The sequence below is a fragment of the Leptospira bandrabouensis genome (assembly GCF_004770905.1).
In the GTDB taxonomy this organism is placed as follows: Bacteria; Spirochaetota; Leptospiria; order Leptospirales; family Leptospiraceae; genus Leptospira_A; species Leptospira_A bandrabouensis.
Genome location: NZ_RQHT01000001.1, coordinates 36456 through 51402, shown reverse-complemented (window position 1 = coordinate 51402; position 14947 = coordinate 36456). Strand labels below are relative to the sequence as shown.

At 37.4% G+C, this 14947-nt stretch carries 14 protein-coding genes; 7 read left to right on the top strand and 7 right to left on the bottom strand.

Annotated elements, in window-relative coordinates:
• Positions 1-27 precede the first annotated feature (27 nt).
• Positions 28-1077, top strand: coding sequence for a D-alanine--D-alanine ligase (locus EHR07_RS00210; RefSeq protein WP_135743207.1), 1050 nt, complete (start codon positions 28-30; stop codon positions 1075-1077).
• On the opposite strand, the gene EHR07_RS00205 is transcribed toward EHR07_RS00210, so the two are convergent.
• From EHR07_RS00205 to EHR07_RS00185, 5 genes are read right to left on the bottom strand one after another with little or no spacing between them, the layout of a single operon-like run.
• On the bottom strand, positions 1046-2446 hold the full coding sequence (locus tag EHR07_RS00205) for a high affinity choline transporter 1 (protein ID WP_135743206.1): 1401 nt from the start codon (positions 2444-2446) through the stop codon (positions 1046-1048). The genes EHR07_RS00210 and EHR07_RS00205 overlap by 32 nt on opposite strands.
• Positions 2447-2449: 3 nt before the next feature.
• Positions 2450-2725 carry an exodeoxyribonuclease VII small subunit gene (locus EHR07_RS00200; RefSeq protein WP_135743205.1) on the bottom strand — a complete coding sequence of 92 codons (276 nt, stop codon included), beginning with the start codon at positions 2723-2725 and terminating at the stop codon, positions 2450-2452.
• A gap of 9 nt (positions 2726-2734) precedes the next feature.
• Positions 2735-4012 (bottom strand): exodeoxyribonuclease VII large subunit, encoded by a 1278-nt coding sequence (gene xseA, locus EHR07_RS00195; protein WP_135743204.1) that lies wholly within the window; start codon positions 4010-4012, stop codon positions 2735-2737.
• A complete protein-coding gene (locus tag EHR07_RS00190; RefSeq protein WP_135743203.1) occupies positions 4013-5122 on the bottom strand; it encodes an AI-2E family transporter in 1110 nt (369 codons plus the stop codon).
• A gap of 2 nt (positions 5123-5124) precedes the next feature.
• Entirely contained in the window at positions 5125-5556 is a 432-nt protein-coding gene (locus tag EHR07_RS00185; RefSeq protein ID WP_135743257.1) for a hypothetical protein, read from the bottom strand.
• A gap of 93 nt (positions 5557-5649) precedes the next feature.
• On the opposite strand from EHR07_RS00185, the gene EHR07_RS00180 reads away from it, so the two are divergent.
• The 5 genes from EHR07_RS00180 to clpA are packed head-to-tail and all read left to right on the top strand — an operon-like array spanning position 5650 to position 13252.
• Entirely contained in the window at positions 5650-6282 is a 633-nt protein-coding gene (locus EHR07_RS00180) for a DedA family protein (RefSeq protein ID WP_135743256.1), read from the top strand.
• A gap of 32 nt (positions 6283-6314) precedes the next feature.
• On the top strand, positions 6315-9464 hold the full coding sequence (locus EHR07_RS00175; protein ID WP_135743202.1) for a SpoIIE family protein phosphatase: 3150 nt from the start codon (positions 6315-6317) through the stop codon (positions 9462-9464).
• 15 nt (positions 9465-9479) lie between these two features.
• Positions 9480-10646, top strand: a complete 1167-nt coding sequence (locus EHR07_RS00170; protein ID WP_135743201.1) for a GNAT family N-acetyltransferase — start codon at positions 9480-9482, stop codon at positions 10644-10646.
• A complete protein-coding gene (gene clpS, locus EHR07_RS00165; RefSeq protein ID WP_135743200.1) occupies positions 10647-10988 on the top strand; it encodes an ATP-dependent Clp protease adapter ClpS in 342 nt (113 codons plus the stop codon).
• Positions 10985-13252, top strand: a complete 2268-nt coding sequence (gene clpA, locus EHR07_RS00160; RefSeq protein ID WP_135743199.1) for an ATP-dependent Clp protease ATP-binding subunit ClpA — start codon at positions 10985-10987, stop codon at positions 13250-13252. Before clpS ends, clpA begins: the two co-directional genes overlap by 4 nt.
• A gap of 85 nt (positions 13253-13337) precedes the next feature.
• Here the strand turns inward: clpA and EHR07_RS00155 are convergent, their stop codons facing one another.
• Complete coding sequence (locus EHR07_RS00155) at positions 13338-13886, bottom strand: hypothetical protein (protein WP_135743198.1); 549 nt, start codon at positions 13884-13886, stop codon at positions 13338-13340.
• Positions 13883-14341, bottom strand: coding sequence for a RidA family protein (locus EHR07_RS00150; RefSeq protein WP_135743197.1), 459 nt, complete (start codon positions 14339-14341; stop codon positions 13883-13885). The genes EHR07_RS00155 and EHR07_RS00150 overlap by 4 nt, the downstream gene beginning before the upstream one ends.
• Before the next feature lie 154 nt (positions 14342-14495).
• On the opposite strand from EHR07_RS00150, the gene EHR07_RS00145 reads away from it, so the two are divergent.
• Positions 14496-14939, top strand: coding sequence for an Hsp20/alpha crystallin family protein (locus EHR07_RS00145; protein ID WP_135743255.1), 444 nt, complete (start codon positions 14496-14498; stop codon positions 14937-14939).
• The last annotated feature ends 8 nt before the right edge of the window (positions 14940-14947 follow it).

Here is a 14947-nt window from a genome sequence, read left to right as displayed (position 1 = left end):
TTTCTATAAAAGGAATCAAGTGATTTCATGATCCAAACCAAAATCGCACTACTTTTCGGAGGTATCTCCGGAGAACATATCATTTCCATTCGTTCTTCTTATTTCATTTTCAATACCATAGATCGGGACAAATACCAAGTTTGTCCGGTTTATATTGACCAATCGGGAAAATTTTGGATTCCCACAGTAAAAGATCCCGTGTATCCAGATCCTACAGGAAAAACAGAATCAGATTTTTTGAAGGAATTTTCTTCACAAAACCAAATTACAAAGCCATCAACGGGAGCAGGTTTACTCGAACATGGATTTTTGGCCGCCTTTTTGGGGTTACACGGTGGTGCCGGAGAGGACGGACGAATCCAAGGATTCCTCGATGTATTAGAAATTCCTCATACCGGGTCGGGAGTTTTGGCTTCGGCTCTTGCCATGGATAAATACCGCGCCAATCTTTTATTCCAAACGATAGGAATTCCTGTTGCTCCTTTTGTGGATTTAGAAAAAGGAAAAACCGATGCTAGAAAAACGGTTTTAAACCTTCCTTTTGATTTTCCAGTGTTCATTAAGCCAACGTTAGGTGGGTCAAGTGTAAATACTGGAATGGCAAAAACTCCTGAGGAAGCAATGGTTCTTGTGGATAAAATTTTTGTGACAGAGGACCGAGTTTTAATCCAAAAACTCATATCGGGAACGGAAGTTTCGATTGGGGTATTGGAAAAAAAAGAAGGTGATAAAAGAATTCCTTTTGCATTAGTGCCGACTGAGATTCGACCAAAATCAGAATTTTTTGATTTTGAAGCTAAGTATACCAAAGGGGGAAGTGAGGAAATCACTCCGGCCCCTGTTGGCGAAGAAATCACAAAAAAACTACAAGAGTATACTTTGTTATGTCATGAAATTTTGGGGTGTAAAGGATACTCAAGAACTGATTTTATCATTAGTAATGGAGTTCCCTATGTATTGGAAACAAATACACTTCCTGGAATGACGGGAACCAGTCTCATTCCCCAACAAGCAAAAGCCCTTGGGATTGATATGAAAGAGGTTTTTACTTGGCTTCTAAGGATTGCCCTTTCTTAGGAAAAAAATACATTCCCACTAAGATGGCAAGTAGACTAGCAATGGTTCCATAGAAGTGACTTGTCATATCGTCACCATAAATTTCCAAAAATAGCCAGGTGACAATTCCCACGAAAAGAGAAAAGAGAGCAGACCTTTCGTCTGCCTTTTGACTCATTAACCCAAATACCATCGGGATAAATAAAGTCACAAGAGAAATTCCCCCAGAATCTTCTACCAATGCATAAATAGAAGGTTTTCCCACTGCTAACAAAAAAGAAATCCCTGCAATGATAAGAACCGAAGTCCTAGAAAGTAGTAGGAGCTTTTTATCATCCATATCCGTAAATGCGTATTTTAGAATATTCTCAGATAATATGGAAGATGGAGCAAGGATTGCACCAGAAGCTGTGGAAAGAATTGCTGATATCAATGCAGAAAAAAATAATACTTGGATCCAAGGACTGGAAAACTTAGAGATCATAGTAGGAATCAGAAGTTGTCCTGTTTCCGAATTTAAATCAAAATCAGGAAGTAAACTTTTGGCATGGAGTCCTAAAAAGAGTGGGATGAGAGCAAAGAGTAAATAGAAAATCGAAGAAAGGTAGGAAGCTTTGATGGCTACTTTTTCTGATTTAGCGGACATCACTCTTTGGAAAATATCCTGTTGGGGTAAAGAACCAAATCCTACTACCATCCAAGCCGATAAATACAATGTCCAAGCATGAAAATTGGATTCAGGAAAAAAACGAAAAAAAACATCCGGTTTTTCTTGGATGGAGGTCCAGATGGGTTTTACTTCATTTAACTCAAATAATACGATAACAAGTCCAACAACAATGGAGATAGATTGAAAAAAATCGGTTAAAGATACAGACCACATTCCCCCTAAATAAGTATAAAATACAACAAGCAAGGCTCCGATGACTATTGCTGTAAATTGGTTGATTCCAAAAAGAATTTGAACCATAATGCCAAGGGCCACAAATTGTGCAGCCACCCATCCAAAATAAGAGAAAATCAGGCAAATCCCGGCAATAAACTCCATCTTTTTTCCATAACGGTTTCTATAGAAGTCACCAAAGGTAAGAATTTGCATTCGGTAAAGATACTTAGCAAAGATAAGTCCTAATAAAAAAAGACAAAGGGCTCCACCAAACGGATCTTGGATGACAGATAAAAATCCACCTTTGGCAAATTCGACAGACGAACCAAGAATGGTTTCACTTCCAAACCAAGTTGCAAATAGAGCTGCTGTAGAAATTGGGAGAGGAAGGCTTCTTCCTGCTAAAATAAAGTCTTTTGAATTCTTAACTTTTTTGGCCGCATAAACGCCAATGGCAATGGTTATGAATAAGTAACCAACAATGAATACTGCTTGGAAACTCATTCTTTAAAATAGATCTTCTTCCACGGGTTTTGAAGGTGTTTCATCCTTCTTTTTTTTGACAGTGGCTTTTACAGTTTCACCACTTGGTGCTTTTGATAAAAATTCAATTTTAGCTTCCGCATCTACAAGTCTTTCGGAACATACTTTCTTTAATTCCATCCCACGTTCGTATGCGGTGATAGAATCTTCTAACGAAAGAGTTCCTCTTTCTAATTTTTCAGCAATGTCTTCTAATTCGCGAAGTGCTTCTTCAAAGCTAACTGTTTTTTTCTCTGCCATTTTGATTTCCTAAATTTTTTCTTTTACTTCAACTAGAAGTTTTCCGTCAGTGAGGGTTACTTCTAAACTTTCATTCTTTGAAACATTTTGAATGGATGATATAACTTGTTTTTTTTGATTTCTTAACACAGAATATCCACGTTTTAAAGTACCAAGTGGTGAAAAGTGATCTAATCTTTGTTCGGCGAGTGTAAATTTGTTGTGGATTCTTTCTAAATAAGATTTCCAGTTCTGAGAAAAAAAATCAAATTTTTGAAATTCACTTTGTTTACGAACTAAATAGTTTTTTCCAAGTAAAGAAATCTTTGTCATTAATTCATCCAACTGTGTAGATCTGGATTCTATCATAGTTTTTGGATTCTGGAAAACAGGCCTTGTGGAAACACCCATCCATTTTTCCTTTCCCACTCGAATGCGATTGGTTAATGCTGATTTTAACCTATCTTCCATTTCATCGAGTCGAATGAGAGTATCCGAGACATTAGGAATGGCAAGTTTTGCCGCAGCAGTTGGGGTTGGGGTAGTTGCATCTGCTGCAAGGTCTGTAAGCACACGATCAATTTCATGTCCTACTGCAGAAATAATAGGAATACGGGAGTTGTAGTAAGCCATCACCACTGCTTCTTGGTTGAAGGCCATTAAATCTTCAAAAGAACCACCACCTCGTCCTGCAATGATGACATCCACTTCCCATTTCGGATCGTTGATTTCTCTTATGGCTTCAATGATTGAGGTTTCAGCACCATCTCCTTGTACTAAACAGGGAGATACTAAAATTTGAATGGAAGGATTTAGATCTGTAGCAATGCGAATGATGTCTTCTACTGCCGCTCCTTTGGGAGAGGTGACAATGCCTAAACGTTTGGGAAATTTGGGAAGTGGACGTTTGTGTGTGGCATCAAAGATTCCTTTTTCGAGTAAGGCTTTTTTTAATTTTTCAATTTTGAGAAGGATATCTCCCTCTCCAATTTCTTCAATTTTTTGAACGGTTAAACTATAATAACCACCTGGTTCATACACAGAAACAGAACCATAAACTAAAATTTCCATTCCATTGCGAAGTGGAGTCCCTTTATAATTTTTGGCTTGGAAGGAAAAGAAGGCACATTTGATGACACTGGTTGTATCTTTTAGTGAAAAATAAATATGACCAGAACTATTGGTTTGGGAATGATTGGAAATTTCCCCACGAACCCAAATGTTTTTAAATTCAGTTGAGTCTTGGAGTTTTGATTTGATGAGGCGGTTCACCTCACTGACACTGAGAGATGAGTCTACAAGTTCCATTTATAGATTTTGAAACCGTGTTTCTCTAAAGATTTTCCAAAAATCCCAAAGGATAATGACAAGCGTTAAAGCCATGGGACCGATAATGATCCCAGCTACACCAAACTCTTGTAAACCGCCGATCAGGGATAAAAAGATCAAAAATGGATGTGTTTTTAGTTTTTTATCTAAAATTTTAGGTTTTACTAAGTTTTCTAAAATCAAATAACTTGCCCCACCTGCGATCATAAAAAGGACACTTCCCGTCCAATTTTCCTGAACTAAACCAATATATAATCCAATGGGCAACCAAACCACAGAGGTTCCCACCACTGGAATTAAAGAAAAAATTGTGGCAATGCTAGAAAGTAAAAATTTATTCGAAACCGAAGTGAAGAGTAACAAAACATAAACTAAGGCACCTTGTAATAAGGATATAAAAAGATTTCCCATCATTACAGTTCGAATGGCTTCTTCAATCCTTCGCCCTAATCGTTCTTCAATTTCTGTTGGGAATGGTAACAAAACAAAAAGACCATGTTCCATCCGACTTCCTTCTTTATATAAAAAGAAAAGTAAGATAAAGGTAAAAAATGCATTGAAGATGATGGCACCAGGAACTTCAAATGATCCAAGTAAAAATCCGGATGAATTCTTTAATAAACTATAAATAGAATCCAAGTTCAATATATCCATGTGTTGACCCACATATTCCCGGTACATCAATGGAAGTTTGATCCAGAAAAATTCATTTTCTGTAAAAAAATCAGTTAACATCGGACTATTTAATAACAACGCAACAATGGATTCTTCTGTGAGTTGGTTTCTAATATAACTGACTAAATTTAAAGATTCTCTAATTAATGTAGATACAATCAGATAGGAAGGAATGAAAACTCCCGCAAGCATTAGGATGACCATAATGTAAGGTGAGAGACCATGAAATTTGACACCTAAAACATTCTTTAGTTTTTTGTGAATTTTCCTTGTTGTGAGATAAAATAATAGAGCAAGAAAACTTGCCCATAGAAAGGGTTTAAATACAAAAAATAAAGTAAGACAAGTACCTATAAAAATAGCACTGAGTAAAAGATAGACGATGGTTTCGTTTTTATTCTTTATCCAATTCATAATTAGTAACTGGAATGTTTTTTAAAGTAAAACCGAATGTAACTTGTGGAACTTCCATTATCTGAAATGATAATGGAAAGGGATTTTTTAATAAATCCTTCCAATAAATAGGTTACCTCACCATTTTTTTCTGTTTGATCAATTAGTTTCCAATCGCCTTGGGCGGCTCTTGTTTCGATTCGTTTGCGAATGTTTTCTATACTTTCTTCTGATTCCATAAGAAGATATGCTTCTTTGGTATGAATATGGCTCGTTTTGAATTCACTGGATTGTAAAAACTTCGGTTTTTCTGGAAAGAAAGACTGAGGAAAGGCTGGGGGTGCGCTTGTTGGATTTCTAGAAACTATGATTTGATCAAAACGGTAGATTTCTGTTTGGGTCGTGGGAGCACAGGCCGAGAGAATCAATAGTAAAAAAGGTAAAAATCGAAGCATTACGGAAAGCAAATGTGGTAGTATTGATTCCTTCCATTCATTTTTTTAAATCTTTGTTGCCAATAGACAGGATGGCATATCTTTTTCTTTGTGTTGGATTTTCTGCAGTTTGATTCGTTTCTCGGTCGAATTTTGGAGTTACCGCCCCTTGTTCTTTGGGTATTTTTCTGTTTTTCCAACTTTTTGGAAAATGTTTTTCCCCCGTGGCCTGGGGATACGGTTACCGTTTTTTCTGGGTTTCTCTCTTCGAGTCAGGACTCACCCTTATCCTTTTTTTCAGTGGTTTTGGCTACCTATTTTGGAAACCTTCTTGGGGCCCTTGTGATGTACTTCTTTGGAGAAAGAATCCTTCAATTTCTAAAACGTTCCAAGTTCCCATTTTTATCTGCGCTTTACCAGGAAGAGAACTTACGGAAGACACTGATTTGGTTTCGAAAACATGAGATCGTTGTTGTTTTACTGTCCCGATTCTCTGCAGGAATTCGTTTTTTTGTCTCGATTGTCGCTGGAATGAGTAAAATGAACATCATTAAATTTGTATTATTGTATTCGTTTGCCATTTCCCTTTGGTGTGGGCTTCTTCTTTTAGGTGGATCTCTATTAGGATCCAACTGGAACCAAATCATTGTTATGTTATCATACTACAATCGAGTCATTGGATTTGTTATTTTGTGTTTTATTTTGTACTTTTTATACAAATTAAGAAGAAAAGAAATACAAAGTTGACATGATTTCTTTATCTGTTAGGGTTTTCACCCATGAACTCTTGGGGAAATATAGCGTTTGATTTTTATACATTCGGCTCTCTTGTCGGTGTAATTTTTACTTTTTACAATGCACAATTTTTTTTAACGGTGAAAGAAAAATCAGAAGCCACCTACCAGTTGGGAATGGGAACTCTCTGGCTTGGTCTGTTTCATTTTGCTTATCTGATTAATTTTTCCTTTATGGGACCATCATCAGCTTATTTGCGTTGGCTTGTGATTATTGGAGCAATGGCGGGAGCTACTTATTTAACTAGTTTTTTCTTAAGTTATCCAGAAGTATATTTTCCCCGACTTAAAAAATATTTATTCCTTATTATGAATTCAGTAGTAGTCACTGTTACTGGGTACTTTGTATTTATTAGTTTAACGGCTGGTAGGTTGTTTTTCTTTAGTGGTCACTATTGGGATTTCCCTGTTCCCATATTTTATAAAGTTTATGCGGTCATTGTATTGGTATTTTTTGTTATTTTTTCTTTGATGGCGATGATTCAGATTTTTAAAATGCCTAAAGAATCCAGGTTCGCTTCGGCAAGTATCCTCATCGCTTTTATTCTTGTCACCATCATCCCAGGAATCATGAATGCGCAGTCCAGAGACGGTGCGATTGGTAGAGGGATCTATCAGACGATTACAGACCTTGTGCTAGTGGTAGGACTTTTTGTAGCAAATGTTGTTTATATCAATAATACAAAAGATAAAACAACAATTATCTCGCGAATTATAGGAATTTCTCTCGCCTCATTTTTGTTAGTTTTGCAATTGGTTGCCTATTCTGTGATCCAACAATCCGAATCCAATTATGATATGGTGCATACAGCCAGAGCAAAAAACTACATTGCTGGGTTAGAAACCGATCAGGTTCCAAGTTTTCATTATACCTATGATACCAATCAAAAAGAATTTGTCCGTAAAAAAGGAATCGAATCTACTTCCGTAGATCCAGATACATACCAATCGGAATATTGGAATTATTGGGCTTTGGAAACCATTCTTTCTTTTAAAGGAAGAAATGATTGGAAAGAATCTACAAAAAATTTACTTTCGCAACTTCCAGAGACTAGCAAAGGTTACTCTGCGGAAATAGAACGTCTCCTCAGTTTAGACACAGTCATTAGTCCCGAGGCATTAATTCAGGAATTAGAGTCAGAAAAACGGAAAATTCTTTATACAAGAAACAAACTAAGAGAAATTCCAACAAACAAATTTTCTGAAAATGCACTTTCTCTTGTATCCAAAAAAGAAGGACCACTATCCGGTTTTTATGGAGCAGCACGCGCGGTATTAGAGACAAACCTAACAGAGAACCAAAAAGTCGAAATCCTCGACCAAATGTTTTCGCCAATGCCGAATCATGGAGATAGAAATTATAGGGGCCAAGTCAAATTTGCTGAAAATAATCCTGATTATTCGTTTTACATAAGTTATTTGGTAGTAGATAAAAAAAATGGCCTGATCCATGAAGTGGGATATCCTTATTCGGACTATAGGGATTTTCAACATGAGGTAACTCTTCCTTGGATCATTGGTGTCCTTTCATTGGCGGTCCTTGTGATTTTTGGCTATCGGTTGTTTTTTCTTATTGCCTTGATTCGACCGATTGAACAAATCATCGAAGGTTTAACTGAGGTAAATTCTGGAAACTTGGAATACCGACTGACGGTTCACGTAGAAGATGATATTGGATTTATGGCAAGGTCTTTCAATCGGATGGTTCGTTCGATTCAAGCTGCCAGAAAAAAACTACAACAGTATGCAGAACAATTAGAGGTTAAGGTACAAGAAAGAACCAAGGAATTGGAAAATACATTAAAAGAAGTCCAATCTCTCAAACACCAACAAGATGGTGATTACTTCTTAACTTCTCTTCTTCTGCAGCCGTTTCATGCAAACCATGCAAACCATGATAATGTGCAAGTGGACTTTCTATTGGAGCAGAAGAAAAAATTTACATTTCGCCAATATGAAAAAGAAATCGGTGGGGATTTAAATATAGCAAACCAAATTTTATTAAACAACCGGTCGTATACTGTGTTTTTAAATGCCGATGCCATGGGGAAGTCCATGCAGGGTGCGGGGGGAGCACTTGTTCTTGGGTCAGTTTTTGAATCAATCATCACAAGAACGCAACTTTTAAGTGAAGCAAGAAATACCTATCCAGAACGTTGGATCAAAAATACCTTTTTAGAACTTCATAAAATTTTTGAAGGTTTTGACGGATCCATGTTAGTTTCTCTTGTACTTGGTCTTATTGATAATGAAACTGGGTTACTTTATTTTATCAATGCGGAACATCCTTGGATGGTTTTGTATCGGGATGGGATTGCAAGTTTTATCGAAAACGAACTTATGTTTCGGAAACTCGGAACTTCGGGAGTACAGGGAAATTTATATATAAAAACCTTCCAATTGGAACCAGGAGACGTTTTGATTGCCGGCTCTGATGGTCGCGATGATTTACTCATCTCGCACACCGCCGAAGGGAAACGAGTCATCAACGAAGACGAAAGGTTATTCCTTAAGGTAGTGGAATCGGGGAAAGGGGAACTTGATAAAATCTATGAAGAACTAGCAAGTTACGGGACACTCACTGACGACTTATCATTGTTACGTGTATCTTATATCGAAGAAAAGGAAAGATACAAAATTGAAAAAGAAAGGTTAAAAGAAATCCAAACTCTCCTTTTAAAAGCAAAGGAAGCAAGTGAATCATCCGATTTACAAGAAGCTGTTTCCTATTTAGAAAAAGCAAATTCATTAGAAGAGAATATTCCTGAAATTAAAAAGAAATTCATCCAACTGTATTTGAAACTGAAAGACTATGGAAACGCCAAAAAAATGGCCAAAGACTATAGTTTACTTAGGCCAATGGATACAGAAATTATGTACATCACTGCTTTTTGTGCAAGGAAGGTGGCCGATATCAAAACCGCCATTGATTTTGGGGAAAGGGTGCGCCTTCGGGATCCAAATCATGTGAAAAACCTAATCAATTTAGGACAGACCTATCTGGCCGACAAAAATCTAAGCCGGGCCGAAAATATCCTGAGTTCTGCATTGGAATTAGATCCGGAAAATCCAAGTTTGCAAAGGTTACTCGACCACATTCGGAAAAAACAAAACAAACAAGATGTTGTGAGTTAGAGTCTAAAGTTTACATTGAGTGAAACGTTAACGATCAAAATATCCCAGAGTTTTTGGGACTTTACCAAGGAAGAATGGAATCTTTTGGTTCCGCCTGATTCCGTCTTCCAGGAATACGAATTTCTATCGGGTTTAGAATCTACTGGATGTATTGGCAATTCAGATTGGATGCCAGTGATTTTCTCTGCTAGGCGAGACGGGATTCTATTGGGAGTCCTTCCAGCTTACCTTCGTCGGGATTCCTATGGGGAATATATTTTTGATTTCCAATGGGCCAATGCCTTTCACAGGGCAGGAATTCCTTATTACCCGAAACTAACGGTGGCAGTTCCTTTTACACCTGTGACCGGGTCTCGGATTTTACTTTCTTTGGATTTAAACGAAGAAGAGAAAACAAATATAAGTTCCCTTCTTTTACAATCCCTTTTGGAATATGGAAAGGAAAATGATACTTCTTCCGTTCATATTTTATTTTGTAAAGAAGACGAACAAAAACTGGGAATTCAAAATTCTTTTGCGCCGAGAATTTCTCATCAATACCACTGGTTTAACAAAGGTTTTGCGAATTTTGAAGAGTTTTTATCCACTCTTGTCAAAGACCGAAGAAAAACCATCCGCCAGGAGCGTAGGAAAATTTCTGAATCAGGTCTTACCATCCAAACTCTAACTGGTGACCAAATTACAGAAGAGCATGCTCATATTTTTTATGAGTTTTACCAAGATACCCATTCCAAAAAATGGGGGCAGGCCTATTTGAATCGAAAGTTTTTTATAGAAATGCATAAAAATTTTCGGCATCGTTTGTTACTTGTTTTGGCAAGCGACCCATCAGGCAAACCAGTTGGTGGGAGTTTGAATGTATTCAGGGATGGGTTTTTATTTGGTAGGTATTGGGGAGCTTTGGAACATGTTCCCAATTTGCATTTTGAATGTTGTTATTACCGATTGATTGATTTTGCTATAACACATAAAATGGAACGAGTCGAAGCGGGCGCCCAAGGGGAACATAAATTCCTTAGGGGATATGAAGCGGTTCCTATGTATAGTTTGCATCATATTTACAACGAACAAGGCAGGGCGGCTATTGAGTCTTATTTGGAACGAGAGATTGTGATGGAACGTGAAAATATTTCCGCATACAATTCACAATCACCTATCAAATCGCTTCGGGAGGGAACTTAAGTGTCAGATCCAAAACGCAAATCTTATACCGATATGAATGTGGAACTTCTCGAAAGAGAAAAACAAAAGAAAAAACTAAAAAAACCGGACCGGTATAAAGTCATTCTCATCAATGATGATTACACTCCCCAAGAATTTGTAGTTTTTGTACTAGCCAATGTATTTCGGAAATCTATGGAAGAATCTCGTCAAATTATGTGGAAGGCTCATACTACGGGGTCTGCGGTTTGTGGGGTGTATTCATTGGACATTGCAAGAACAAAGGTTGCGGAAGTACATAAACTAGCAGATGATGCGGGACATCCATTACAATGCCAATTGGCAAAAGAGGAGGACGAATGAACCTTTCCCTTGATTTAGAAAAAACCTTAGAACTTGCTAGTAACGAAGCCAGTAAATATCATCATGAATTTATTACCTTGGAACATTTATTATATGGTCTTACCTATAATGAAAAAACAAAGGAAGTTCTCATTAATGTTGGTTGCGATTTGGACCTTCTTAGAAAGGAGCTAACGGAATACTTTGAAGAAGATCTATCCACCATTGCTGTTCCTGATTTAAAAATCCAACCTCGTTACACTGTGGGTGTCCAGTTTGTCATTCAATTCGCTGCCTTCCATGTTCAAAATTCCGGCAAAGAAGAGGTGGATGGAAACAATGTACTTGTGGCTCTTTTTCGAGAAGAAGATAGCCAGGCCTTCTATCTCCTCGCCAAACAAGAAGTCAACCGACTGGATGTAATTAAATACATCTCTCACGGCATTAAAAAAGATAAAGAAGCAGAGGAACCAAATTTTACCGAAGAAACGGATGCGGAAGATTTAGATTCCGGATCTAAAAAATCAGCACTGGAAAAATTCTGCGTTAATCTTACTGAAAGAGCCAGGTTAGGAAAATTAGATCCTTGTATTGGCAGAGATACCGAAATCGAAAGAACCATTCATATCTTATCGCGTCGTCGTAAAAATAACCCTATTTTTGTAGGGGAAGCTGGTGTTGGGAAAACATCAATTGTGGAAGGAATCGCCGATCGTGTGATTAAGGGTCTTGTTCCCAAAAGTTTACTAAATTTAGAAATTTATTCACTTGATATGGGACTTGTGATGGCAGGAACCAAATTTCGTGGGGAATTTGAAGAACGTTTAAAGGCCATCTTACAAGAAGTAGTTGGTAAACCGGAACGAATCATTTTTGTAGACGAAATTCATACCATTGTGGGAGCCGGTGCAGTCTCTGGTGGAAGTTTGGATGCCTCCAATTTGATGAAACCTGCCCTTGCCAACGGAGAACTCAAATGCATTGGAACTACCACTTACAAAGAATATAAATCGATCTTTGAAAAAGACCATGCACTCTCTCGAAGATTCCAAAAGATAGAAGTCACAGAACCTTCCAGAGAAGATGCGATCGAAATCTTAAAAGGATTAAAACCCAAATACGAATCTTTTCATGGTGTGACCTACAGCCCCAAAGCCATAGAAGCATGTGTGGATTTATCAAGCCTTCATTTAAGAGATCGTTTTTTGCCAGACAAAGCCATAGATTTAATGGATGAGTCAGGCGCCTTTGTAAAGTTACGTGATGAGAAAAAAGAAAAAGCAAAAAAACAAGTAGGGATCTTAGAAATCGAATCTCTTGTGGCCAAAATTGCCAAAATTCCAGAAAAAACCGTAAAGGCCGATGACAAAAAGAAATTAGAACATCTGGATTCCGAAATCAAATCTGTAGTTTTCGGCCAGGATCATGCCATCGAACAAGTGGTAGATGCCATTCATTATTCTCGTTCAGGCCTCAGTGACGAGGGAAAACCAATTGGTAGTTTTTTATTTGTTGGTCCCACAGGAGTTGGTAAAACCGAAGTGGCAAAAACTTTGGCAGAAAAAATGGGCGTGGAGTTTCTGCGTTTTGATATGAGTGAATATATGGAAAAACATTCCGTATCTCGTCTGATTGGTAGCCCTCCAGGATACGTGGGTTATGACCAAGGCGGCCAACTCACAGATGCCATAGCTAAAAATCCCCACTGTGTGTTGTTATTCGATGAAATTGAAAAAGCCCATGAAGATATTTATAATATCTTGTTACAGGTAATGGACCATGCCACACTCACTGATAGCACTGGTAAAAAAGCAGATTTTCGCAATGTCATTTTAATCTTAACCACAAATACAGGTGCTCAGGAAAGTTCTAAACCCCTCCTTGGTTTTGATTCAGATCGTTATGATGATCGTTCTCTTAAAGCGATTGAAAGGACATTCACTCCTGAATTTCGAAATCGACTCACAGCGGTTGTAGAATTTGGTGCACTATCCATTCAGGTTGTGGAGCTTGTGGTCAAACGAATGTTTCGCACTTTGCAGGCCAAAGCCAATGAGAAAGGCATCCATTTGGAACTTTCAGAAAAAGCAGTCCGATATTTGGCAGAAACCGGTTATGACAAAACAATGGGGGCAAGGCCCATTCAAAGAATTTTAAATGCAGAAATTGGAAAACCGCTTTCTAAAAAGATTTTGTTTCAAAAAGACAAAGGAAGTAAGTATCTTGTGGATGTGATAAAAAAAGACGGAAAAGAAGTTTTGGAAATATTGGAAAATTTAAGCTAATAAAAGTTAGTTTTTGTTTTTGCCACAGAAAATAAACGCCTGATTTTGTTTGTCAGGCATTTATTTTGTCTATAGCTGTATTGATTTAGATTCTACCTAATACCTCATCTTCCTTTTTAAAGGTAAGGTATCCGAATAAAAATGCTCCCATAACGGAACCCAAAAATAAATAGAAGGGCAATCCTAATCCAACTTCTTCAGGTTTAACAAAATCATAAAAATATCTTTTGGGATCCAAATAACCCCAAATTACAAAGACTATGGACACCATTTGGCATGCAAAAAACCAAATCCTTGTCCACGATGATTTCCAAAATCCTAAAAAGAAAAAATTAAGAAGAGCCAGCAGAATGAACACTGAGTTTAACTTTGGTCCAAGGGAAATGGATTCTCTGTTTTCAAAAAAACTAATTTCATAAGAGAACCAAGGAAGAACAGAAAAGATTAGCTGTAAAAACAAAAAAATAAAGAATATTTTGTCAAAAAAAAGTTTACTATTCCAATAACGATAGAGTGAAATAAAAATTCTTTTGGTTAAGTCCCACCAAGCAATGGTTAGTTCCGGGACAAACAGAATAGATTCTTTAATAAATTTGATCAAATGGAAAAATTTAGATAATATAGAATTAGTCATTCTACTTCTACAACCATTTCTAATTCCACACTAGCATCGAGTGGAAGTGAACTTACGCCAATGGCAAACCTTGCATGTTTTCCCTTTTCACCAAAAATGGTAGCTAGTAGTTCCGATGCACCATTGGCAACTAAGTGTTGTTCGGTGAAATCTGGAGTTCCTGAAACAAAAACCCCTAGTTTAATAATGGATTTGATTTTATCTAAGGATTCTATATGGAGAAGTGTTGCGGCTAATGCATTTAAAACACATTGTTTTGCCTCCTCCTTTGCTTCTTCTAGACTTAAGTCTTTGCTAACCTTCCCGGTTTTTCGTAATTTTCCTGCGACCATTGGGAGTTGTCCTGAAGTAAAAACAAGGTTCCCTGACCTTTTGGAAGGGATATAAGCGGCTAAGGCAGCTGGGATGGGGGGAATTTCTAATCCCAGTTCTTTTAATTTGTCTTGGATAGGCATTGGATTCCAGGCTAGTTTGGCAGGGATTATGAGACAAAATTTTTTTTAAGAAAAGACTAAAATTAAAAACATTCTTGACTTTTGGCAGTCATACATGTAGAGTGCTAATAAAAATAGCAATCAATAGTGATGAGTGCTAATGAGGAGAATGAGCATGTTGTTTCGAATTCTAGACCCACAAACCAAAGCAAATCAGTTCTGGAGAGATTTTGACAGGTTGAACGATGAGTTGACTCGTTCTATTTTGGACAGCCAATTTGGTTCTGCATCCAATTTTCCTCCGGTAAACGTTTATACGAAGGAAGACGAAGCCCTCGTGACCTGTTTACTTCCAGGAATGGAAACTGACCAAATTGATATTAATGTAAAAGACAATTTACTCTCCATTCATGGAAGAAAGAAAGCGGAGGAACTAGCGGAAGGAACCGAAGTGCACCGTCGCGAAATCTTTAATGGAGAATTTCATAGAACATTAGAATTACCATTTCGCGTAGACCAGGAACATGTTTTAGCAAAATATTCGAATGGAGTTCTTAACATCCACCTTCCTCGTAGAGAAGAAGACAAACCTAAAAAAGTATCTATCACCATAGGATAAGGAGAAAG

What these genes read in the sequence shown, in the direction of transcription:
- EHR07_RS00190 (WP_135743203.1), bottom strand. Translation starts at nt 5,122, where the DNA reads ATGAATTGGATAAAGAATAAAAACGAAACCATCGTCTATCTTTTACTC.
- EHR07_RS00150 (WP_135743197.1), bottom strand. Translation starts at nt 14,341, where the DNA reads ATGCCTATCCAAGACAAATTAAAAGAACTGGGATTAGAAATTCCCCCC.
- EHR07_RS00145 (WP_135743255.1), top strand. Translation starts at nt 14,496, where the DNA reads ATGTTGTTTCGAATTCTAGACCCACAAACCAAAGCAAATCAGTTCTGG.
- clpA (WP_135743199.1), top strand. Translation starts at nt 10,985, where the DNA reads ATGAACCTTTCCCTTGATTTAGAAAAAACCTTAGAACTTGCTAGTAAC.
- EHR07_RS00210 (WP_135743207.1), top strand. Translation starts at nt 28, where the DNA reads ATGATCCAAACCAAAATCGCACTACTTTTCGGAGGTATCTCCGGAGAA.
- EHR07_RS00185 (WP_135743257.1), bottom strand. Translation starts at nt 5,556, where the DNA reads ATGCTTCGATTTTTACCTTTTTTACTATTGATTCTCTCGGCCTGTGCT.
- EHR07_RS00155 (WP_135743198.1), bottom strand. Translation starts at nt 13,886, where the DNA reads ATGACTAATTCTATATTATCTAAATTTTTCCATTTGATCAAATTTATT.
- EHR07_RS00175 (WP_135743202.1), top strand. Translation starts at nt 6,315, where the DNA reads ATGAACTCTTGGGGAAATATAGCGTTTGATTTTTATACATTCGGCTCT.
- xseA (WP_135743204.1), bottom strand. Translation starts at nt 4,012, where the DNA reads ATGGAACTTGTAGACTCATCTCTCAGTGTCAGTGAGGTGAACCGCCTC.
- EHR07_RS00205 (WP_135743206.1), bottom strand. Translation starts at nt 2,446, where the DNA reads ATGAGTTTCCAAGCAGTATTCATTGTTGGTTACTTATTCATAACCATT.
- EHR07_RS00200 (WP_135743205.1), bottom strand. Translation starts at nt 2,725, where the DNA reads ATGGCAGAGAAAAAAACAGTTAGCTTTGAAGAAGCACTTCGCGAATTA.